This window comes from Ruegeria sp. SAZD013 (genome assembly GCF_059612525.1).
This window is the reverse complement of record NZ_JBXWQT010000024.1, coordinates 189,924-213,030: the sequence shown is the minus strand read 5'-3', so window position 1 is coordinate 213,030 and position 23,107 is coordinate 189,924. Positions and strand designations below refer to the sequence as shown.

Genomic DNA, 23,107 nt, shown 5'->3' with positions numbered 1-23,107 from the left:
TCGGCGTGAAGAGCCGAGCAGGAAGACTTCAGCCGCTATTTCCGCCGCGCTTACACATCGACTTTTTCAACAGCATCCGGACAATGCAGCCGTTTGATCTATCGCTATTGGGCGGCTCGAAACATCGGAAACAGGGGTGGGGCTTGGTCGGCTTTGATTAGACCCATCTCTTGAAAACCATAGCGCTTATACAGCGATAGATTTGTAGGGTTTGTCGACTCTAAGTAAGCAGGTCTTCCATCTTCGTCACAGCGTTTGAGGCAGCATTCAAGCAAGGCGGACCCCAACCCTTTTCCTTGGCGAAATGGATCGACCGCAATAAAAGCTAAATGCCAGCAGTCCTCATCCGGATGATAATTGTCCATCTGCCCAAAGGTTTCGAACAACGCATTATGCTTTTCTGGTGAGACCGTCTGCTCAAAACAGGCGACAAGCCGTTCTTCATCGGGGTAAATGCCTGGCGGAAGCCAAAGTGCGCCAGCGGTGAAATCATCGTTTCGAAACGCGCTGCCCTGTTCAAATGCACGTCCTCCAAAGAAGTCCATTACTCGCGGGAAGTGGGTAAGGAAATCGGCAGGTTCAGGATACAGCCAACGCATGAATGGGTCCGCAGAAAATCCAAGAGCAAGTCCGCTTAACAAACTTTCTGCTTCACTTCGGGTTGATGATCTAAACATGGAATTACCTTTGGTCGTTCCACCTCGATTTTCAAGTTTTAGCATGAGGGCCGCAAACACTTGTTGTCAAATGCGCAATTTATTTTCCTGCTTAAGCAACGAAGGATGACTGCTCCGGGCTCGAACCTGACATTGAAGTGCCGGTGATCTTGGAGTCACTGGCACATGGTTGCCTTTCACTGCGCGGGATGTGTCGGCAGGTTCGGCATCGCCACCCAGCCCGGCAATTCATCCGGCGCGACCGAGACATGCAGGCGTTCCGACTGGTCCCGCCCGACCTTGCGGTGTTTGCGCAGCAGAAATATCTTGCCCCAGCCGCGCCAGGTTCCAACCGATTGCGCATGGGCATCCGTGGGGAAACGGGTGCGCCAGCCTTCGGGCATCGGCAACCCGTGCATCTCGGCCTTGTCCAGCATCCAGATCAACGAGATATTGCTGAGCGGTCGTGCCTCTTCATAGCCGTTCAGTTGGCCGCCGATATCGCCGTGGGTGCCACGGAACCAGACCTGTTCCACATGGCCATTGAACTCGGGCTTGCATCGCCACAGAACCGGCTCGAACACCTCGCGCGTTTCGTCGAGGGCCAGCGCGTGATAGCCATGCAGAGTGGCAGGGCCCAGCTGGTGGTTGTGAAAGGCATGGCGATCCTCGGCCCAGCGCCACAGAAGCGGCAGGCGCAGGCCCAGCGCCTTGACCGTGTCCCAGACACCGACCATCTCGATCTTGACGTTGTCATGGCAGAACTTGCGGCGGAAATCGCGGGCGGCGGTGCCGCTGACATTACATTCATAGTGGCGGTAGGCTTGCAGGATATTCCGCTCGGTCGCGTGTTCGGCCTTGAGCAGGCCGATCATGTCGATCACTCCGGCCAGGCTGCGCACGCCGTAGGCTCCACGGGAATAACCGATGAAATAAATCCGGTCACCGGGCTTGTAGCGTGACGCCAGATAGCCATAGGCGCGGCGAATCTGGCGGTTGATGCCCCGGCCCATCATCACGTCCATGGTGGATTTCCAGCTTTCCCACTGCACGCCCGACTCGTAGAACACCGACACTTTGCTGCCCATTTCGCAGCACAGGCGATAGGTCTGACCGGCATGGGTTTCGAACCCCGGTTCGAGGGTGGACATGGTGCCATCAAGGATAATGACGTGGCTGATCGGCTCGCGGTGCCGCGTTTCGGCGGAGTGCTCGGACCGCAAGGGCCGCCCGAGCCATCCCAGAACCTTCCTACTGAGCCGCGACAGTTCCATGCGTCAGCAATTCCCAAACTTTGTGAGGTGTGAAAGGCATATCCGCCTGCCGCACCCCGTGATCCCAGAGCGCGTCCTGAACCGCGTTCGCCACAGCGGCCAGAGCGCCCACCGTGCCGGCCTCGCCGCATCCTTTCATCCCCATCGGGTTGGAAGTTGACGGCACCGGCGCCGAGGTAAACTTTATCATGGGTACGTCCACCGCGCGGGGCAAGGCGTAATCCATAAACGATGCCGTGAGCAGCTGTCCGTGATCATCATGCACCACATGTTCCGACAGCGCCTGCCCGATGCCCTGAACCACCCCGCCATGCACCTGTCCTTCGGCCAGCATCGGGTTGATAAGATTTCCGAAATCATCAACCACGGTGTAGCGGTCCACACGGGTTTCGCCGGTGAAGGAATCGATCACAACCTCGGCAACATGCGCGCCGTTGGGATAGCTGCGGGCATCCAGGTGCGCGCGGGACTCATGCGTCAGCAAGTCCAAGCGCCCGTCGGCGCGGGCCATGGCCGCGGCTTCGGTCAGGGTCGGCGTCAGGTTCGAGCCCGGCGCGCGGAATGTTTCATGGTCAAATCGCACATCACTGTCCTCGACCCCCATCTTATCGGCCAGATAAGGCGTGAATGCGGCGATCATCTTGTCAATGGTGGCGAGGGTCGCGGTACTTTGCACCGTCACCGAGCGTGAGCCACCGGTTCCGCCGCCATGGCCAAGCCGGTCGGTATCCCCCTGAATGACGGTGATCCTGTCCATCGGAACGCCGGTCTGATCGGACAGGAACTGGGCATAAACCGTTTCGTGCCCCTGCCCGTTCGATTGTGTGCCGACATAAAGGTTCACCGTGCCATCCTCGCAAAACTCGACCTTCGAGTTCTCGGAAGGGTCGCCCAAAATACTTTCGATATAGTAACAAAGACCCTGCCCCCGGATCAGACCGCGTTCGGCATCTGCGGCCTTGCGGGCGTCGAACCCGCTGGTCTGGTTGGCCGCGCGGTGCAGGACCATGTCGAAATCGCCGACATCATAGGTTTCACCCGTAGCAGAGGTGTATGGGAAGTGGCCGGGTTTGATGAAGTTTCTGCGCCGCAACTCCCACGGGTCAACGCCCAGTTCGCGCGCGGCGCGGTCCATCACGCGTTCCAGCACATAGATCGCCTCGGGACGTCCGGCACCGCGATAGGCGTCAACTTGCGTTGTCGTGGTATAGAACCCCTCGACCCGGAGATAGGTGGTCTGAACGTCATAGACCCCCATCAGCACCTTGCTGAACAGGTTTGTCTGGATCGCCTGCGCGAAATGGCTGTTATAGGCACCAAGGTTTACTTTGCTGTGGACGCGGTAGGCGGTGATCCGGTGGTCGGCATCAAAGGCCAGCTCGGCCAGCGAGGTCAGGTCGCGGCCATGGTGATCAGACAGCATTGCCTCGGACCGGTCGGACATCCAGTGCACGGGCTGGCCCAGTTTCATCGCGGCCACGGCCACGCAGAAATATTCGGGATATGGCATCACCTTCATGCCAAACCCGCCCCCCACATCCGGGGTGGTGACACGGATCGCATCCGCATTGAGTTTCAGCTTTTGCGCCAGCTGTGCCTTCATCGCCCAGACACCCTGCCCGCCATAGGAAAAATGCAGACGCCCGCCAGACCAATTGGCCTGACAGCCTCGCGGCTCGAGCGAGCTGATGATGACGCGGTTGTCGTGCACGTTCAGCGAGACGGTATGGGCGGCGGCCTGAAAGGCGGCTTTGGTCGCGGCTTCATCACCCAAGCCCCAGTCAAACGCGCGATTGTCCGGCGCTTGCGGGTGCAGGGCCTCACCCCCCGCGTTCACGTCCAGCTTGGCGGGGCGTTCCCGGATGTCCATCCAGATCAGCTCGACCGCGTCCTGCGCCTGAACCAGCGTATCAGCGATGACAACGGCCACGGGTTCGCCCACAAAGCGCACGCGGTCCCTGGCCAGCATATGCCGATCCGGCGCGGCAGAGCCGGTCCCGTCGCGGTTGGTCAAGGTTGCGGCATTCATCACCGTGTCGATGCCCGAGGCGGCAAGATCGTCCAGTGTCATGACCAGCCGCACCCCGTCGGCATCCCGCGCGGATTCAAGATCCAGCGCAGTGATATCGCCGTGGGCCACAGGGCTGCGGAAGAAAGCGGCAAACAACGCATTGCCGGGCACGACATCGTCCATATAGCGCCCCTGCCCGGTCAGGAACCTCTGATCCTCGGTCCGTTTGACCGGCTGGCTTTTGCCGAATTTTTCCATGGGATGCTCCTGTCACTGCCTTGATGGCGACACTAGCCCTGCGCTCGCTTATGTCCAGCGCCTTGCATGCTTATGTCCAGCGCCTTGCATGAAAGCGTGTGGCGACACCGATGTCGTAAACAGGATTGCAGGAGCGGCAGAGGGATTCGTAGGCTGTTTGAAAATGCAGCCTGCCGGAGGTCCTCCATGCCCGAACCCATTTCCCTGTCACAGGGCCGTCTGGACGCCCCATCGATCGACGCGTATTGGCAAGACGGGTTTGCCTTTCCCATCACAGTCTTTTCGCCGGATGAGACCGCACAGTTTCGGGCCGAGCTGGAGCAGATCGAGAAGACATGGCGTGTGGCCGACCTTCCGCTGCCGCTGAACATGTACAAGCGCCTGAACGCCCATGTGGTGATGCCGCTGGTCGCCCGTATCGCACTGGACCCCAGAGTTCTGGACGTCGTCGAAGGAATACTGGGGCCGGACTTGCTGCTGTGGTCTGCGGAACTGTTCATCAAAGAGCCACGCACGACTCAGGTGGTGGGAATGCATCAGGACCTGACCTATTGGGGGATGGGCGAAACACCGGATCAGATGACCGCATGGATCGCATTGTCGCCTGCCACAATTGCAAGCGGCTGCATGGACTTTGTCAGGGGCAGCCACAAAAACCCGATCCTGCCCCATAACGACACGTTTTCAGACAACAACCTGCTGTCGCGCGAGCAGGAGGTGGCTGTCGATGTGGCAGACGAGGACAAAACGCATATCGAATTGCAGCCGGGTCAAATGTCGCTGCACCATGGCCTCACAATCCATGGCTCGGGACCCAATATGTCGGACGATCGGCGGATCGGGCTGGCGATCCGGTATCTGAACCCGAACGCGCAGCAAAAAGTGGCGGACCGCGATTACGCGGTCTTGGCGCGCGGCGAAGACCGGGTGGGCAATTTCATCCTCATCGAACCACCGACCGAATTGTTTTCGCCGCCAGCCTTGGCGCTTCATGCCCGCATTCGGGAGGATCAGGCCAAGGCGATGACACAAGGCGCAGCACAAAGCACGCACCTGTACGGAAACGAGGTGACCGGCACGGGGTGACATCGGCAATCGTCGCCGCGCAGGGCCTTCCCCTTCCCGTCTCCATTCGCTATTGCAGGCGCTGACCCGAATTTGTTGACGCAGGACGCATCCCATGGCGATGGAAAAGACATTCAACGCGGCCGAGGCCGAGGCCCGTATCTATGAGGCCTGGGAACAGGCCGGAGCCTTCAAGGCAGGCGCGAACCGTTCGCGCGAGGAAAGCTTTTGCATCATGCTGCCACCGCCCAACGTGACCGGCGCGCTGCATGTGGGACATGCCTTTAACCATACACTGATGGATATTCTGATCCGCTGGCACCGGATGCGCGGGTTCGACACTCTGTGGCAACCTGGTCAGGACCACGCCGGCATCGCCACGCAGATGCAGGTTGAAAAGAAACTGATGGCCGAAGAGGGCAAGAAGCGCACCGACTACGCGCGCGAGGAGTTTCTGGCCAAGGTCTGGGATTGGAAGGGGCAATACGGCCGCAAGATTATCGAACAGATGACGCGGTTGGGGAATTCCTGCGACTGGTCGCGCAATGCCTTTACCATGGCGGGCGCGCCAGGTGACCCACGCACCGGGCACGAAAACTCACCCAACTTCCATGATGCTGTTATCAAGGTCTTTGTCGACATGTACGAAAAGGGCCTGATCTATCGCGGCAAGCGACTGGTCAATTGGGACCCGCATTTCGAGACGGCGATTTCGGACCTTGAGGTCGAGAATATTGAAACGCCGGGCCACATGTGGCACTTCAAGTACCCCTTGGCGGGCGGCGAGACATATGAGTATTTGGAAAAAGATGAAGATGGGAATGTGATCTTCCGCGAGGAGCGGGATTATATTTCCATTGCAACCACGCGGCCCGAAACCATGCTGGGCGACGGTGCTGTGGCCGTGCATCCGTCGGATGAGCGCTACGCGCCGATCGTCGGCAAACTGTGCGAAATCCCGGTTGGCCCGAAAGAGCATCGCCGCCAGATCCCGATCATCACCGATGAGTATCCCGATCCCGATTTCGGCTCGGGCGCGGTGAAGATCACCGGCGCGCATGACTTCAACGACAACATGGTGGCCAAGCGCGGCGGCATTCCAATGTACCGCCTGATGGACACCAAGGGCGCGATGCGGGCCGATGGCGCGCCTTACGCCGAGGAGGCGGGCAAGGCGCAGGAATACGCGCGCGGCAAAGCGTTCACCGAGAATGAGATCGACGCGATCAACCTGATCCCGGATCACCTGCGCGGACTGGACCGGTTCGAGGCGCGTGTGAAGGTGGTCGAGGAAATCACTGCTGACGGTCTGGCCGTGATGACCCGCGCGGATGATCCGCGTCTGGGCACCAAACTGGGCGAGGATGACGACCCGGCGGCTCTGGTGCCTTTGGTCGAGAGCAAGCCGATCATGCAGCCCTTTGGCGACCGCTCGAAAGTCGTCATCGAGCCGATGTTCACCGACCAGTGGTTCGTGGACGCCGAAAAGGTGGTCGGCCCCGCGCTGGACGCGGTCAGGGACGGCACGGTCAAGATCATCCCCGAGTCGGGCGAGAAAACCTATTACCACTGGCTGGAGAACATCGAGCCCTGGTGCATCTCGCGCCAGCTGTGGTGGGGGCATCAGATCCCGGTTTGGTATGGGCCGAGCATCGTTGTCGACGCTGACGGCAGTGAGAGCGAAGACTATGATAATCCGAAAGCGTTTTGCGCTGCGGATTTCATCTCAGCTAAAGTACTTGCGCAGAATTATTACGATGGGTTCAAGTTTTCTCTGTTTGTCGATGGAGAAGCAGAAGATCGCGGCGCGTCCGAAGATCTCTCAGATGAGATCTATGAAGAACCAGTTGACAGAATATTCATCTGGCGCGACCCCGACGTCCTCGACACCTGGTTCTCCTCCGGCCTCTGGCCCATCGGCACGCTGGGCTGGCCCGAGGATACCGAGGAGATGCGCCGCTATTTCCCGACCAGCGTTTTGATCACCGGCGCGGATATCCTGTTCTTCTGGGTCGCTCGGATGATGATGATGCAACTGGCCGTGGTGAACGAGGTTCCGTTCCAAACCGTCTACCTGCACTCGCTCGTCCGCGACGAGAAGGGCAAGAAGATGTCCAAGACCACCGGCAACGTCATTGACCCGCTGGAGATCGTGGACGAGTTCGGTGCCGACGCGCTGCGGTTCACCAACGCCTCGATGGCGGCAATTGGCGGCGTTCTGAAACTGTCGCGTGAACGCATCACCGGCTATCGCAACTTCGGCACCAAGCTTTGGAATGCCGTCCGCTTTGCCGAGATGAACGAGGTCTTTACCGACGCCGTTCCGCAACTGGATGTGGCAGACCTGAAGCCCAAGGCCGCCGTCAACCGCTGGATCATCGGTGAAACCGCCCGCGTGCGGGAAGAGGTCGACGCGGCGCTGGAAAGCTATCGCTTCAACGATGCGGCGAACGGGCTATATGTCTTTGTCTGGGGCAAGGTCTGCGACTGGTACGTGGAACTGTCGAAACCTCTGTTACAGGGCGACGACGCCGAGGCTCAGACCGAGACCCGCGCCACCATGCGCTGGGTTCTGGATCAGTGCATGGTCCTGCTGCACCCGATCATGCCCTTCATCACCGAAGAGCTGTGGGGCCTGACCGGCAATCGCGCCAAATTGGTCGTCCACGCCGACTGGCCGACCTACGGCACGGAACTGGTCGACGCCGATGCGGATCGTGAGATGAACTGGGTGATCTCGGTAATCGAAAACACCCGCTCGGCCCGTGCGCAGATGCGGGTACCTGCCGGTCTCTACGTGCCGATGCTGGTGACCGAGATCGACGCCAACGGCCAAGCCGCGTGGGACCGCAACGAGGCGCTGATCAAACGTCTGGCACGCATCGACAGCCTGACTAAGGCGGACGCGCTGCCCAAGGGCACCATCTCGATTGCCGCCCCTGGAGCCTCCTTCGGCCTGCCGTTGGCGGATATCATCGACATCGGCGCGGAAAAGGAGCGACTGGAGAAAGCCAAGGGCAAGCTGGCCAAGGAACTGGGTGGCTTGCGCGGGCGTCTGAACAACCCCAAATTCGTGGCCTCGGCCCCGGACGAGGTGGTTGAGGAAGCCAAAGCCAACCTCGCCGCCCGCGAGGAAGAAGAAGCCAAGCTGAACGAGGCACTGGCCCGTCTGGCCGAGATCGCCTGATCTTCATCTTTTCAAAACACTCATACCCCAAACCCCGCCGCTGATCCGGCGGGGTTTTCTTTTGCGTGTTCAGACCTTGCCCGCCCCTGCCGCCGCTTGTTAGCAATCACCAACCCCAACCGCCCGAGGCTGTCATGACCCAGTTTGCCCCACCGCTCCAGACAGTCTCGACCGGGTTGGTTGTCGCCATTGTCGGGTTCTTCAGTTCCTTTCCTATCGTGCTACAGGGGCTGGCCGCGATGGACGCGTCTCCGGAGCAGGCGGCCTCGGGTCTGATGATGGCGGCCATCGCAATGGGACTGACCGCCATTGTGCTGAGCCTGTGGTACCGGCAACCGATCAGCGTCGCCTGGTCGACACCGGGGGCGGCGCTGCTGGCGGTGTCCGCGACGCCGACGCTGGGGTTTTCCGAGGCAACAGGTGCGTTCCTGTGTGCTGGGGCGCTGACGGTGCTGGCCGGGCTCTGGCGGCCATTGGGGCGGCTGGCGGCCGCCATTCCAACGACTTTGGCACAGGCCATGCTGGGGGGCGTTCTGCTGCCGCTTTGCATTCTGCCCTTTCAGGCCGCAGTCGAATTGCCCGCGCAAGCCCTGCCGGTGATCCTGACATGGTTCATCGCAGGCCGGATCAACCGGCTGTTCGCCGTTCCGGCGGCCGTTGCCGCCGCCGCGCTGGTTGTGGTACTGAACGCAGGCGACACCTCGGTGACCCCGGCGCGATGGCTGGCGGCACCGGTCTGGACCATGCCCGGTTTCTCGCTGGCCTCGACCATCGGAATCGCCATCCCGCTGTTTATCGTCACGATGGCGACCCAGAATATTCCCGGCATCGCGGTGATGCGCAGCTTTGGCTATACCCCGGCGCCGGGCAGGCTGTTTTCATCCGTGGGTGGGGCAAGCCTGTTATCGGCTCCGTTTGGTGCGCCTGCCACCTGCCTTGCGGCGATCACGGCTGCGATGTGTTCCAACGAGGACAGCCACCCCGATCCCGCGCAACGGTACTGGTCGGCCATCATGGGTGGGGTGTTCTATGGTGTATTCGGCATCTTTGCCGTGGCGATTACCGGCTTTGCATCCCATGCCGATCCGCTGTTGATGGGGACATTGACCGGTGTCGCCCTGATCGGCGTGCTGGCCAATTCGATTTTCGCAGCACTTGAGGTTCCGGCCGAGCGTGAGGCCGCGATGCTGACCTTTGCGATCACCGCATCGGGCATCTCGGTCTTTGGGCTGGGCGCGGCGGTCTGGGGCCTGCTGATCGGCGGGCTGGCCTATCTGGTGAGCAACAGAATCCGGTAGCCGCTTTCGCATCCTGCCCTTGCCGGGATTAATCGCCCCTTGGTTGGTTCGGCAGAACGCAAGGTTGTGATGGCGAAAAACGCCGATTTTGAAATGCGTTACAACATGGCCCGCGATGCACGGCGGGCTTTCATCCGCTGATCATTTGAACTCGGGCTTGCGGCCCTGCATCTGCGCCATCACGACCTCCATCTGATGCGGCTTGCCGATCAGCTCAACCTGCTCGGCGGATTCCGCCTTGAGAACATCCGCGCGGGGCTGGGTTTCGGCCACTTCGATCAGCCGCTTGGCGGCACGGATGGCCGAGGGGCTTTGACCGGCGATGTTCTCGGCAATGGCCAGAGCTTCGGTCAGCGGATCATCTGAAAGCTGCGTGACCAGCCCCCAATCCATCGCCTGCTGCGCACCGATGGGCCGGGCCGTGTAGGTCAGCAGACGCAGAACGTCCGAACGCACAAGCCGGGGCAACAGAACCATGCCACCCATATCGGGGATGATACCCCATTTCATCTCCATCACCGCCAGTTTCGCCTCGGGGTGCGCGATACGGATATCCGCGCCCAGCGCAATTTGCAGGCCACCGCCATAGGCGACACCCTGAATGGCGCAGATCACCGGTACCGGTACGCGACGCCAGATCAGGGCCAGCTCCTGCATCTCGTTGGCATCCTCATGGCTGCGGGTCATCAGCCATTCGGTGGGATCCATATGGGCCATCTTTGCAAAGCTCGCCATGTCGAGCCCAGCGCAGAAGCTTTTCCCCTCGCCCGACAAAACCACGGCGCGGGCGTCCGAGGCGGCGACCTCTTGCCCGGCAGAGAGCAATGCCTTGACCATCGCGTCATCCAGCGCATTCATCTTGTCACCTCTGGTCAGGGTGACATGGGCAACATGGTCTTGATAGGTGACGGATACACGTGACATGGGGGACCTCCCGAAATTCAGTTGCGGCGACCATGCCCGGACGGGACGCCGAATTCCACTGCGACGTCAGGGCAGATCGCTGACAGGCATCCGCCCGAACCAGGGGGAATCGAGCGTCATGACATAGAACTGATCGCCCACGATCCGGCCCCCTGTCGTGATGCCAATACGGCCTTGAGGGTCTTGAAGCGTGCGCAGGATCGTGCCTTCACCATCAAACTGCACCAGCATACCCCGATGGATCGGTGCCGGGCGTACAGCCGGACCCAGCCGCCAGACCACCTTGCGCAGGAAGGGGTACGGCATCAGTGCCTCGGACGGGACACGCGGGCTGGCGAAGGCCATCCAGTAGGTGCCATCACCTTGTGCTTCGAGATTGTCGGGATAGCCGGGCAGGTTGTGCAGCAAGACCTCTTGCTGACCGGCTTTGGGCCCGCTGAGCCACAGCTTGTGTACCCGTGCGCGACCGGTCTCGGCGATCAGCAGGAAATCTGCGTCAGGTGAGAGCGCAATGCCATTGGTATAGACGAACCCAGTGGCAATCTTTTCGGTGCGGCCATCGGGTGTGTGACGGGCGACATAGCCTGTATCGGATTGTTCCCAGATGGTCAGGACCGAAGTCGGCTTGGTCCCGCCCATGGTTTCGGGATCGAACCGGTCGGAAGAGTTCGAAAAATAGATCGTGCCGTCCTGCGCCACGTCCAGTTGGTTTGCATAGACCACGGGCGCAACGTCGATATCGGCCACCACGGATTCAAGCGTGCCCGGCCCAGTCCAGCGCATCACGCCGCGAAAGCTGTCGGCAATGTAAAGCGCGCCATCCGGTCCGGCCCTGAGACCCAGAGGACGCCCACCGAGTTGGTCGGCCACAACAGGGTCGGCCCCGTCAATGCGATAGAGCGTGCCAGACCGGCTGGTCGTATAGACCGCGCCGTCGGGCAGGATGGCGATGTCTTCGGGGCCGGTTTCCCCATCGGGCAAGTGGATCAGCTGCGCGGCGTCCAGCACGGTGTTCTCGGCGAAATCCCCTGTGAAACCGACATCTTCCGGCATCTCAACGGCGACGGGGATAACGGGAACGGGCCAGAACAGAAGATAGGCAAGGCCCAGAAGAACAATGGCAGACAGTATGCGCATTTGCGCTCCTTACTTGTGTTTCAATACGTTCTGACGCGCGGGATGATGTGCGCGCTTGCCCGAAGCTCGGGCTTGGGGTTATCTGCAGGCATGACAGGACCACGATACACCCCGCTTGCCCAATCCCTGCCCGCCACCGTGCCCTTTGTGGGCCCCGAAACGCAAGAGCGTCAGCGCGGCGCGGCGTTCATTGCCCGTCTTGGCGCCAACGAGAGCGTGTTTGGCCCCTCGCCCCACGCGATCCGGGCCATGGAGCAGGCCGCGTCTGATATCTGGATGTATGGTGATCCCGAGAACCACGATCTGCGCCATGCTTTGGCCGAGTATCATGGGGTAACCTCCGAAAATATCGTTGTGGGCGAAGGGATTGACGGGCTTCTGGGTTATCTTGTGCGTCTGATTGTAGGGCCCGGGGATGCGGTTGTGACCTCGGACGGGGCGTATCCCACCTTTAATTATCATGTCGCCGGGTTCGGTGGCGTTTTGCACAAGGTTCCCTATGCCGGGGATCACGAAGACCCGGCGGCCCTGTTTGCGAAGGCGGCCGAGGTGGGTGCAAAGCTGGTCTATCTGGCCAATCCGGACAATCCGATGGGCAGCTGGCATTCCGGCGCGGATATCGTGGCGGCAATGGACGCCCTGCCCGACGGGTGCCTGCTGATTCTGGATGAGGCTTATGTGGAATGCGCGCCAGTTGGGACAGCGGCACCCGTCAGCGCAGACGACCCTCGCGTGATCCGGATGCGGACATTTTCCAAGGTCTATGGCATGGCGGGCGCACGGGTTGGCTATGCCATGGGAGCGCCCGACCTGATTGCAGCCTTCAACAAGGTGCGCAACCATTTCGGCATGAACCGCGCGGCACAGGCCGGGGCGCTGGCCGCGTTGCAGGATGGTGCATGGCTGGAGCACATTCAGGCACAGATCGCAGAGGCGCGTGAGCGGATAGGAACGATTGCCCGCGAAAACGGGTTGGAGCCGCTGCCTTCGGCCACCAATTTCGTGACGATTGATTGCGGGCGGGATGGGGATTTTGCCCGAGCGGTTCTGGAGGCTCTGGTTGCGCGGGGCCTGTTTGTCCGGATGCCGTTTGCAACTCCCCAGAACAGGTGCATCCGGGTAAGCTGTGGTGAAACAGCAGATCTGGATGCTTTCGCGGCCGCCTTGCCCAAGGCACTCGCGGAAGTGCGGGCAAAGACGGACTAGCGCTGGTCTGTCTTGCCATCGGGTCAAAGGGGGGCTGTCTGCCCCCATCGCGCAAAGCGCGATTCCCCCCGAGGATATTTTTGGCCAGATGAAGGGGCGGATCAGTGCTGTTCGTCTGAGGCGTGTCAGGCGGCCAGGACGGCAGCGGCGGCCTCGAGCGCGCCTTTGCCACGGGGGATATCAAGCGCGGCCATGGCCGTTTCCATACCGCCCAGCATCGCCATCACCATTTGCCCGTTGACATGGCCCATATGCCCGAGGCGGAAACAGCTGTCGTAATCCTCCATTCCGAGGCCAATGCCCAGTGTCAGGCCCAACTGATGTTCAGTGAACGCGCGCAGGGCCGTGCCGCGCCCCCCGTTCAGGCGCAGGGCAGTGACGGCGTGACTGCGGTGGGCGCGGTCGGCAACGTTCAGATGCAGCGCGCCGCCTTCGGCCCATGTTTCGCAGGCCGCCCAGATGGCGGTCGCCAGACGTTCATGGCGGGCCCAGACCTGTTCGATCCCTTCCGCATGGATCAGGTCGAGCGCGGCGCGCAGACCATAGAGGTGATGCGTCGGCGCGGTACCGTCGAAATACTGGTAGAACAGGTCGGGATTGGCGCGCGGCTGCCAGTCCCAATATCGCGAAACACGCGGCATGGCGGCCCGCTTGGCCTGTGCTTTGTCGTTGAAAAAGACAAAGCCTGTGCCTGCGGGGGTCATCAGGCCTTTCTGGCAGGCGGTGACCGTGACATCGACGCCCCATTCATCCATCTCGAACCGGTCGCATCCCAGCGAGGCGATGCAATCGGCCATCAACAGCGCCGGGTGGTCCAGATCGTTGAGCAGTTTGCGCAGTGCCGGGATATCGTTGCGGATCGAGCTTGATGTGTCCACATGAACCGCGAGAACGGCCTTGATCTGGTGGCTTTTATCCGCGCGCAAAGCGTCGGCAATTCGGTCGAGATCCCAGGCGGATGAGGTGCCGAAATCGATCAGCTGCACCTTTGCCCCGATGCCTTCGGCCATCTCGGCCCAGCCATGGGTGAACCGGCCCGAGGCAGGAGCCAGAACGGTTTCGCCGGGGGCGATCACGTTTGACAGAGCGGCCTCCCACGTGCCGTGACCATTGGCAATATAGATGGCAACGTCATGGCCTGTGCGTGCAACCCGACGCAGGTCACGGGTCAGGGCGGGCATCATGTCGATGAGCGCGCCATCGTAGATATTGGGCGACGGACGATGCATCGCCTGCAGGACCGCGTCCGGCATCACCGACGGGCCCGGGATTGCCAAATAAGTTCGCCCCTGAGAGAGGGCAGATGTCTGTGTCATGGGGTCAACCTGTCTGAGTTGACGCCCACATTACTGAGGGGCTTCGCGGCGTCAATCCGCCAGCTTCGACGCCTCGCGCGCAAGTGTTTCGATCCCGGCCCAGTCACCGCTTTCGACCATCTGCTTGGGCGCGACCCAGCTGCCACCGGCGCAGACCACGTTGGACAGGGACAGGTAGTCGCGGGCGTTGGACATCGACACCCCGCCTGTCGGGCAAAAGCTGATCTGCGGCAGGGGCGCACCGATTGCCTTGAGTGCGGGCGCGCCGCCCGAGGCCTCGGCCGGGAAGAATTTCAGCATGTCATAGCCTTTTTCCAGCAATGCCATCGCTTCGCTGGCCGTGGCCGCACCGGGCAGCAGCGGCAGGCCCTCGGCCTCGCACGCCGCAAGGAGCGCGTCGGTTGCGCCCGGAGAGACGCCAAACTGCGCGCCCGCCTCTTTGGCGGCGCGGACGTCTTCGGGTGTGACCAGCGTACCTGCGCCGACCACGCCGCCGGGCACCCTGGCCATCGCGCGGATCGCGTCGAGCGCGGCGGGCGTGCGCAAAGTGACCTCAAGCGCTGGCAGACCGCCGGCGACCAATGCCTCGGCCAGCGGGCAGGCCTGCGCGACGTCATCGACAACCAGAACCGGAACGATCGGGGCCAGTGCGCAGATTTCACGGGTGCGTTGGGATTTGGACATGAGGTTAAACTCCGAAAATGCTGGCACCGGTGTCGGCCGAGCCGACATTCTGGCGGAACGCGCCAAAAAGATCGCGCCCTGTACCGTGTTGATTGGCGGACAGGTCGGCGGTGACGGGCGCACGGTCCAAAACGCCTGCGGTGAGGATTTCCAGATCACCCCTGACCGCGTCAACGCGCAGGATGTCACCATCCTGAAGGTATGCAATGGGGCCGCGGTCGAGCGCCTCGGGGACGACATGGATGGCGGCGGGTACTTTGCCGGATGCGCCAGACATACGGCCATCGGTGACCAGCGCCACTTTCTGGCCCCGGCCCTGCAGGATCGACAGCATGGGCGTCAGTGAGTGCAGTTCCGGCATCCCGTTGGCCTTGGGGCCCTGGAAGCGCACGACGACGATGACGTCACCGGTGAACTCGCCCGCCTTGAAGGCTGCCTTGACCGCGTCCTGGTCGTGGAAAACGCGGACCGGAGCCTCGACCACCTGATGTTCTGGCGCGACGGCCGAGACCTTCATGACCCCGGTGCCCAGATTGCCGGTCAGGCGCGACAAGCCGCCGGTGGGCTGGAACGGGTCGCGGGCGGGGCGGACGATCTTGTCATTCAGGCTGTGGCCAGCGCCGTCTTGCCAGGTCAGCTCACCATCGATTAGCTTGGGCTCGCGCGTGTAATTGTGCAGGCCCTGCCCGGCGACGGTCAGCGTATCGGGGTGCAGCAAGCCTTCTTCGAGCAACGTGCCGATCGTGAACCCAAGCCCGCCTGCGGCGTGGAAGTGGTTCACGTCGGCCAGACCGTTGGGATAGACCCGTGCGACCAGCGGGACCACGGCGGAGATATCCGAGAAATCCTGCCAATCCAGCACGATGCCCCCGGCACGCGCCATGGCGATCAGGTGGATCAGCAGATTGGTCGAGCCTCCGGTCGCCATCAGGCCGACGATACCGTTCACAAAGGCCCGTTCGTCGAGCACCTGATAAACCGGGGTATAGCTGTTTCCCAGCGCGCTGAGCGACAGGGCGCGGCGCGCGCCCTCTTGTGTCAGCGCGTCGCGCAAGGGCGTGTTGGGATTGACGAAGCTGGAGCCCGGCAGGTGCAGGCCCATGAATTCCATCAGCATCTGGTTGGTGTTGGCGGTGCCGTAGAAAGTGCAGGTGCCGGGACCGTGATAGGCGGCCATTTCGGCGGCCATCAGTTCGTCGCGCCCGACCTCTCCGGCAGCGAATTTCTGACGGACCTTGGCCTTTTCGTCATTGGGCAGGCCGCTGGTCATTGGTCCTGCGGGCAGGAACACGGCAGGCAGATGCCCGAACGCCTGCGCGCCGATGATCAGACCGGGGACAATCTTGTCGCAGACGCCGAGGAAGACTGCCGCGTCATAGGTGTTGTGGCTGAGTGCTACGCCAGTTGCCAGAGCGATCACGTCGCGTGAAAACAGCGACAATTCCATCCCTGCTTCGCCCTGGGTGACACCGTCGCACATGGCTGGCACGCCACCCGCGACCTGAGCAGTGCCTCCGGCGGCGCGGATCGCGTCGCGGATCAAGGCAGGGTACCGTTCAAAGGGCTGATGGGCGGACAGCATGTCATTATAGGCGGTGACGATGCCCAGATTGCCCGCCGTGCCGGTGGCCATGGATTGCTGGTCTTCACCCGCACCCGCATAGGCATGGGCCTGACCACTACAGGACAGGTGCGCACGGGCGGGACCTTTGGATCTGGCCTGTTCCATCCGGTCGATATGGGGGCCGCGCAGACCGGCGCTGCGGTCGATGATCCGTTTGGTGACGTCGGAAATGACAGAGTGAACCATGATTACCCTCCGATCTGACGCCAGCGACGCCCATCGCGATGCATCAGCATCAGTGCTTCTTCGGGGCCTGAACTGCCCTGATCGTACTTGGCGGGTTTGTCCCCGCGCTGTTCCCAGCCGTGAATGATGGGATCGACCCAGGCCCAGGCGGCCTCGGCCTCGTCCCCGCGCATGAAAAGGGTCTGATCGCCCCGGATGACATCCATGATCAGGCGTTCATATGCGTCCGGGGATTGCGAGTCATCACCCAGCGCGTCGGCAAAGCTCATGTCCAGAGCGACATCTGACAGGCGGAACCCGCCCTGCCCCGGTTCCTTTATCGTTGTGCGCAGGGTGATGCCTTCGTCAGGTTGCAGGCGGATCACCAGCACGTTGCCATGCAACGGGCCGACATTGGGAAAGATCGTGTGTGGCGGGTCGCGGAAGAACACAGCGATTTCAGAGGCACGGGCGCGAAGGCGTTTGCCTGTTCGCAGGTAGAACGGCACCCCGGCCCAGCGCCAGTTGCCGATATGGACCTTGAGCGCAATAAAGCTTTCGGTGCGGCTGGCCGGGTTGCCAACGTGATCAAGGTATCCGTCACCGCCCTTGCCCGTGCGATACTGACCACGGGCGATATCCCTGGGTTCGACCGGTTCCAGCGCCTCGATCACCTTGACCTTCTCGTCACGCACCGCGTTGGGAGAGAACTTTGACGGAGGTTCCATCGCGGTCAGGCACAGCAACTGCACCAGATGGTTCTGGATCATGTCCCGCATCGCGCCGGATTGATCGTAATAGGCCCCGCGCCCTTCCACCCCGACGGTTTCCGCCACGGTGATCTGCACATGGTCGACATGGGTCGAATTCCAAAGCGGCTCGAACAGGGAATTCGCAAAGCGCAGCGCCATCAGGTTCTGCACGGTTTCCTTGCCCAGATAATGGTCGATCCGGTAAATCTGGTGTTCCTTGAAACACGCCCGCAAGCCTTCGTTTAGCGCCCTGGCCGAGGCAAGGTCATGACCGAAAGGCTTTTCAACAACGATGCGACTGTCCGGCGTGGCCAGACCGGCGTCATGCAGGCGCTGCGCAATGCCCGAAAACAGGCTGGGACCCACCGACAGGTAAAAGGCCCGCACCACGTCGGGGCGCAGCAGCTTGGACAGATCGGACCATCCGGCATCGCCCAGTGCATCCACCGGCACGTATTCAACATGAGACAGGAACCGGTCCAGCGTGTCCTTTTTGAACTTTGGTGCGAATTCCTGCATCGATACGCGGACCTGATCGCGAAATTCGTCGCTGTCGATATCCGAGCGCGCCGTGCCGATGATCCGCGCCCCATCGGGCATCTGGCCGACCTCGAACCGATGGTACAAGCCCGGCAAGATCTTACGTTGCGCCAGATCCCCGGTCGCGCCGAACAACACAAGATCGAACGGCTCTACCGGAATTACGCGTGAAACCATCACAGGCTCCTTCTCGAGTTTGCCGATATCAGTTCAGCACGGCATGAAACGGCTCTGCGGCACACTGTTACCGCTAACATTGCCTGCGTGATAGAAAGCCTGCGCGAAAAAATCAAGCATAGTTTCCCCAAAAAGCGAGGTTTTGAGGGCTATACCTGACTGCGCAGCCATTCCATCACGGCCGGACGTACGGATTGTTCGCCGCGATGGCGCGCGTCGGCGATGATTTTTCGCACCTCCATCAGGTCGCACCGCAGCAACAGGCTTTTGACCGGACCAATCGACGCCGGGCGCATAGACAGGGTGCGAATACCCATGGCCGCAAGGCACAGCGCCTCGACCGGACGGCCCGCATCCTCGCCACAGAAACTGAGCGGAGTGTCCGAAAGCCCGCAGCGTTCGACAATGCGTTCCATCAGGCTCAGGAAACTGACATTCAACGTGTCATAGCGGCGGCGGACCAGTTCATTTTCGCGGTCAGCGGCAAAAAAGAACTGCTTGAGGTCATTCCCACCGATCGAGATGAAATCGACTTCGTCAAAGAACTTTTGCGGCGCAAAGGCCAGTGAAGGGGTTTCCAGCATCGCGCCGACTTCAAGCGTTTCGGGCAGAACGTGGCCCAGTCGCTTTTCGCGTTCGATGGTTTTGTTCACTTCCCAGCGGGCTTCGCGATATTCCTCGGCCTGCGCGACAAAGGGGAACATGACGGTCAGCGGGCGACCATTGGCGGCGCGCAGAAGGGCCTGCAACTGCATCCGCATCACGCCGCGTTTGTCCAGACCGACACGAATGGCGCGCCAACCCAGGGCCGGGTTGGGTTCGGCCACGTGTTTCATATAGGGCAGTACCTTGTCCGACCCAATATCGAGCGTGCGGAACACCACCCTTTTGTCGCCCGCAGCATCCAGAACCCGCTGGTACTGAGTGACCAGCTCGGACCGTTTGGGCATCTTATTGCGGATCAGGAATTGCAGCTCGGTTCGGAACAGGCCAACACCCTCGGCACCTGACGTTCCCAGCGATGGCAGGTCGGCCATCAGACCCGCGTTCATCACCAGATTGATACGCGTTCCGTCGCGAGTGACACAGGGGGTTTCGCGGATCGAGGCATAGCGTTCCTGTGCCTTGGCCTGCATCGCGATTTTGTCGCGGAAGGCGCTGACCACGCTGTCTTCCGGACGCAGGTGAACAACGCCCTGATCGCCATCCACCAGCACGTGGTCGCCGTTCAGCGCTTCGGTCGTGATCCGGCCCACATGGACCACCAGAGGGATCGCCAGCGCACGGGCCACAATGGTGGCGTGACTGCCGACTGAACCTTCTTCGAGGATGATCCCCTTCAGCGCCCGACCGTATTCCAACAGGTCGCCGGGGCCGATATTGCGCGCGACCAGAATCGGATCGGGTGGCAGATCGGCGCTGTCGGTTTTTCCCTGCCCGGTCAGAATGCGCAACAAACGGTTGCTGAGATCGTCAAGATCCGCCAGCCGTTCGCGCAGATAGGGATCAGACACCTGCCCCATCCGGGCGCGCGCCTGGGATTGTTCTTTCTCGACCGCGGCTTCGGCGCTGAGCCCCAGGGCAATGTCCTCTTCCATCCGGCGCATCCAGCCTTTGGAATTGGCAAACATCCGGTAGGCTTCCAGCACCTTGAGCTGTTCGGTGTCACCATCCCGGGAAATTTCGAGCATCTTGTCGACGCCGACGCGCAGCTCTTCCACCGCCTCATTCAGACGTTCGCGTTCCCGGTGCGGGTCTTCGGCAATCGGATTGGTAACAACCACACGGGGTTCATGCAGCCAGACATGGCCTTCGGCGGAACCTTCCTGCGCCGGGCCGCCGCGCAACAGAACCGATTGCTGATGCCGTGGCGACAGGGCCGCGCCTTCGCCAACAAAGGCACCCAGTTCGGCCATTTCGGCCAGCACCATGGCCACCACTTCCAGCGCATAGATCTCGTCAGCGGAAAATTCACGCGCTTTGCGGGACTGGACAACCAGAACACCCAGCTTTTCCCCAAGGCGCTGCACCGGCACGCCGAGAAAGGACGAAAACCGCTCTTCCCCGGTTTCCGGCATATACCGGAACCCTTTTTCAGACGGCGCGTCCGGGGTGTTGACCACCTTGCCGGTCTTGGCGACCCGGCCCACCAGCCCCTCGCCCATGCGCATCCGGGTCTGGTGTACCGATTCCGGCGCAAGCCCTTGGGTCGCACAGAGTTCCAGGGTCTCTTCATCGCGGAACAGATATATCGAGCACACTTCGCTGCGCATGCTGTCGGCGATCAGATGAGTGATCTGATCAAGACGCTCCTGCCCAGCGGCTTCGCTGGCCATCGCCTCGCGCAACCGCCCCAGCAGCTTGCGGGATTCTGTTTCCGTGCCGTCTGCCATGGCCCAACCAATTCAGTGTGTCAGGCGAAACCCTTGGCCGATCAGCTCAGGCCGCCTTGTCCAGTTCAAAGGCATCATGCAGTGCCTGAACGGCAAGTTCCATGTATTTCCTGTCGATAAGAACGGAAATTTTGATCTCGGAGGTTGTGATGACCTTGATGTTGATCCCCTCATCCGAGAGTACCTTGAACATTTTGGCCGCAACACCCGATTGCGAGCGCATACCGATTCCCACCACCGAAACCTTGCAGACACCGGTATCAGCGACCAGTTCGGCATAGTTGAGCTCGCCCTTGTCCTTGATCGCCAGCAGCGCTTTTTCGGCACGGACCACCTGATCGGTGGGGCACGAGAAGGTCATGTCCGTGCGTCCCTCGTCCGAGATGTTCTGCACGATCATGTCGACATTGACGCCCTCATCGCTGAGCGCGGTGAAGATGGTCGAGGCGATACCGGGACGGTCCGCCACCGAAACGACGGTCATCTTGGCCTCGTCACGGGAATAGGCCACACCGGCCACAACATTGGATTCCATGATATCCTCCTCGTCAACGACCAGCGTACCGGCCTCGTCGGATTGTTCTTCGAAACTTGAAAGAACGCGCAGTTTCACCTTGTAGCGCATTGCCAGCTCGACCGAGCGAGTCTGCAGCACCTTGGCGCCCAGCGACGCCAGTTCGAGCATTTCCTCGAACGAGATCCTGTGCAGCTTGCGGGCCTTTTCGCAGATGCGCGGATCGGTGGTATAGACACCATCCACGTCGGTATAGATGTCGCAGCGTTCCGCACCAAACGCCGCGGCAAAAGCCACGGCAGTGGTGTCCGAGCCACCCCGGCCCAGCGTTGTGATGCGGCCTTCGGGGCTGAGCCCCTGAAACCCGGCCACAACGGCCACTTTCATGCCTTCGCCGAATTTCTGGTTGATGTTTGTGGTCGGGATGTCTTCGATCCGCGCCTGGCTATGCGCACTGGTTGTCAGCAGCGGCACTTGCCAGCCCTGCCAGCTGCGCGCCGGAACGTCCATTTCCTGCAATGTCAGAGCCATCAGGCCAGCGGTGACATTTTCGCCCGAAGATACAACAGCATCGTATTCGCGTGCATCAAAAAGCGGCGACGTCTCGTTCACCCAGCCCACCAGCTCGTTGGTCTTGCCCGACATGGCCGAGACGATGACGATCACGTCATAGCCCTTGGCAACTTCGACGCCAACACGCTTGGCAGCGCGGCGGATGCGGTCCAGGTTGGCGACCGAAGTGCCGCCGAATTTCATAACGAGTACGGGCATGGGGGCAAATGTCTCCGCGCCTTGGATTAGAGGTCCCGAGCCTCATAAGCGAGGGGCACCCCAAGAGCAAGAGCGCAAACAGGACCCGCCTGTGGCACAGGGCCGCTTTACATTACGCAGGTGCGGTGTCAGCCTGCGAGTAACAACCAAATCAAGAGGTTCCCCATGTTTCGCCTAGCCCTTGCCGTTACTTTGTTGTCGTCGCCTGTACTGGCCCAGGTTGCCAGTGTGGCCGGAACGGACGGAAAGAATGCACTGGGCAAAGTGCCCTGTGCCGCAAATGCCGGTGACCCGATGCAAAGCTGCAATGCGGAATTGCGCCGCCATGACGACGGCACGATAACGCTTGCGGTTGCTCTTGGTGGAGGAGAGGTGCGCCGCATCTATTTCAAGGAAGGCGTGCCAGACTCCAGCAGTTCCACCTCGAAGATGTCGTATGAAACGCGCGGTGATTTGATGGTTATCTATATTGAACCCGGTGAAGTCTATGAAATTCCCAAAGCGGCACTGTCCCGTCAGTAAGCGTGCGCCTGTCCATCATAGGTCTCGAAACAGCCGGTTGAACTGATCGACAGGGCCTCAAAGCGTTCCATCAGGCCCGAGACGGCCTGATCGACATCAATATCGGCGGCCGCGCCGCCCATGTCGGTTTGTACCCAGCCCGGATGATAGATGCCCACGGCGATCCCGTCGGCTTTCAGATCCGTCGCCAGGTTCCGCCCCAGATTCAACGCCGCCGCCTTGGAGGCACGGTAGATATAGCTGCCCCCCGGTGCCCGCGTATGAGACGCCATCTGCGACGAGATGATCGCGACCTTGCCGCCTGCGGCACGCAGATTGGGCAACAAGGCCTGAACGGTCAGGAAAACGCCGGTCACGTTGGTGGCAAAGCTTTGCGCCCACATTTCGGCGGGGTAGCCGTCGATCGTGTGCCCCTTGTCCAGATAGACCCCGGCATTGCAGACCAGCAGATCAACGGGCTGGCCTTTCAGCTGTTCGGCCATTGCCGCCTGTTGGGCAGGGTCCGCCACGTCCAGACGCACCTGCGCGCTGCCATCGCGCGCGGTTCCAGTGACCACGTCACCGCGGGTGTCGTAGCGCGAGGCAAGGGTGCGGCCGATACCGCGATTGGCACCGGTGATCACGACATGCATG

Annotated in this window: 17 protein-coding genes; 5 read left to right on the top strand and 12 right to left on the bottom strand. The window is 61.2% G+C overall.

The genetic code is table 11. The features are described from left to right. Nucleotides 1–104: 104 nt before the first annotated feature. The 3 genes from AC2FLU_RS13830 to AC2FLU_RS13820 all read right to left on the bottom strand — a co-directional run bounded on the left by AC2FLU_RS13830 (nucleotide 105) and on the right by AC2FLU_RS13820 (nucleotide 4,199). Complete coding sequence (locus tag AC2FLU_RS13830) at nucleotides 105–722, bottom strand: GNAT family N-acetyltransferase (RefSeq protein ID WP_480478436.1); 618 nt, start codon at nucleotides 720–722, stop codon at nucleotides 105–107. 131 nt (nucleotides 723–853) lie between these two features. After that, nucleotides 854–1,930 carry a T6SS phospholipase effector Tle1-like catalytic domain-containing protein gene (locus AC2FLU_RS13825; protein WP_480484403.1) on the bottom strand — a complete coding sequence of 359 codons (1,077 nt, stop codon included), beginning with the start codon at nucleotides 1,928–1,930 and terminating at the stop codon, nucleotides 854–856. After that, complete coding sequence (locus AC2FLU_RS13820; RefSeq protein ID WP_496808855.1) at nucleotides 1,908–4,199, bottom strand: xanthine dehydrogenase family protein molybdopterin-binding subunit; 2,292 nt, start codon at nucleotides 4,197–4,199, stop codon at nucleotides 1,908–1,910. Before AC2FLU_RS13820 ends, AC2FLU_RS13825 begins: the two co-directional genes overlap by 23 nt. Nucleotides 4,200–4,385: 186 nt before the next feature. Between AC2FLU_RS13820 and AC2FLU_RS13815 the strand changes: the two genes are divergently transcribed. From AC2FLU_RS13815 to AC2FLU_RS13805, 3 genes are all read left to right on the top strand, one after another. Further along, nucleotides 4,386–5,285, top strand: coding sequence for a phytanoyl-CoA dioxygenase family protein (locus tag AC2FLU_RS13815; protein WP_496808854.1), 900 nt, complete (start codon nucleotides 4,386–4,388; stop codon nucleotides 5,283–5,285). 94 nt (nucleotides 5,286–5,379) lie between these two features. Beyond that, nucleotides 5,380–8,451: a valine--tRNA ligase gene (locus tag AC2FLU_RS13810; RefSeq protein WP_496808853.1), complete on the top strand. Its 3,072-nt coding sequence runs from the start codon at nucleotides 5,380–5,382 to the stop codon at nucleotides 8,449–8,451. 134 nt (nucleotides 8,452–8,585) lie between these two features. Next, nucleotides 8,586–9,749, top strand: coding sequence for a benzoate/H(+) symporter BenE family transporter (locus AC2FLU_RS13805; RefSeq protein ID WP_496808852.1), 1,164 nt, complete (start codon nucleotides 8,586–8,588; stop codon nucleotides 9,747–9,749). 141 nt (nucleotides 9,750–9,890) lie between these two features. Here AC2FLU_RS13805 and AC2FLU_RS13800 read toward each other — a convergent pair whose 3' ends face one another. After that, nucleotides 9,891–10,673, bottom strand: coding sequence for a crotonase/enoyl-CoA hydratase family protein (locus AC2FLU_RS13800; RefSeq protein WP_209505660.1), 783 nt, complete (start codon nucleotides 10,671–10,673; stop codon nucleotides 9,891–9,893). Between the two features lie 66 nt (nucleotides 10,674–10,739). After that, a complete protein-coding gene (locus AC2FLU_RS13795; protein ID WP_496808851.1) occupies nucleotides 10,740–11,810 on the bottom strand; it encodes an SMP-30/gluconolactonase/LRE family protein in 1,071 nt (356 codons plus the stop codon). Nucleotides 11,811–11,900: 90 nt separating this feature from the next. On the opposite strand from AC2FLU_RS13795, the gene AC2FLU_RS13790 reads away from it, so the two are divergent. Then, the gene (locus AC2FLU_RS13790; RefSeq protein ID WP_480554445.1) at nucleotides 11,901–13,016 is read left to right on the top strand and encodes a pyridoxal phosphate-dependent aminotransferase; all 1,116 of its coding nucleotides are present in this window, start codon (nucleotides 11,901–11,903) and stop codon (nucleotides 13,014–13,016) included. Between the two features lie 125 nt (nucleotides 13,017–13,141). Here the strand turns inward: AC2FLU_RS13790 and AC2FLU_RS13785 are convergent, their stop codons facing one another. The 6 genes from AC2FLU_RS13785 to AC2FLU_RS13760 form a co-directional block, all read right to left on the bottom strand. Beyond that, nucleotides 13,142–14,332, bottom strand: a complete 1,191-nt coding sequence (locus AC2FLU_RS13785; protein ID WP_480554446.1) for a pyridoxal-phosphate-dependent aminotransferase family protein — start codon at nucleotides 14,330–14,332, stop codon at nucleotides 13,142–13,144. Nucleotides 14,333–14,383: 51 nt separating this feature from the next. Next, a complete protein-coding gene (locus AC2FLU_RS13780) occupies nucleotides 14,384–15,016 on the bottom strand; it encodes a bifunctional 4-hydroxy-2-oxoglutarate aldolase/2-dehydro-3-deoxy-phosphogluconate aldolase (RefSeq protein WP_496808849.1) in 633 nt (210 codons plus the stop codon). A 4-nt stretch (nucleotides 15,017–15,020) separates the two neighbouring features. Next, a complete protein-coding gene (gene edd / locus AC2FLU_RS13775) occupies nucleotides 15,021–16,826 on the bottom strand; it encodes a phosphogluconate dehydratase (protein ID WP_496808848.1) in 1,806 nt (601 codons plus the stop codon). A 2-nt stretch (nucleotides 16,827–16,828) separates the two neighbouring features. After that, the gene (zwf, locus tag AC2FLU_RS13770; protein ID WP_496808847.1) at nucleotides 16,829–18,274 is read right to left on the bottom strand and encodes a glucose-6-phosphate dehydrogenase; all 1,446 of its coding nucleotides are present in this window, start codon (nucleotides 18,272–18,274) and stop codon (nucleotides 16,829–16,831) included. Nucleotides 18,275–18,423: 149 nt separating this feature from the next. Next, nucleotides 18,424–20,667, bottom strand: a complete 2,244-nt coding sequence (gene ptsP, locus AC2FLU_RS13765; protein WP_480473669.1) for a phosphoenolpyruvate--protein phosphotransferase — start codon at nucleotides 20,665–20,667, stop codon at nucleotides 18,424–18,426. 46 nt (nucleotides 20,668–20,713) lie between these two features. After that, a complete protein-coding gene (locus tag AC2FLU_RS13760) occupies nucleotides 20,714–21,952 on the bottom strand; it encodes an aspartate kinase (RefSeq protein WP_480473670.1) in 1,239 nt (412 codons plus the stop codon). A gap of 165 nt (nucleotides 21,953–22,117) precedes the next feature. Between AC2FLU_RS13760 and AC2FLU_RS13755 the strand changes: the two genes are divergently transcribed. Continuing rightward, nucleotides 22,118–22,474, top strand: coding sequence for a hypothetical protein (locus AC2FLU_RS13755; RefSeq protein ID WP_480473671.1), 357 nt, complete (start codon nucleotides 22,118–22,120; stop codon nucleotides 22,472–22,474). Here AC2FLU_RS13755 and AC2FLU_RS13750 read toward each other — a convergent pair. Continuing rightward, entirely contained in the window at nucleotides 22,468–23,106 is a 639-nt protein-coding gene (locus tag AC2FLU_RS13750; RefSeq protein WP_480554452.1) for an SDR family NAD(P)-dependent oxidoreductase, read from the bottom strand. The genes AC2FLU_RS13755 and AC2FLU_RS13750 overlap by 7 nt on opposite strands. Nucleotide 23,107 lies beyond the last annotated feature (1 nt).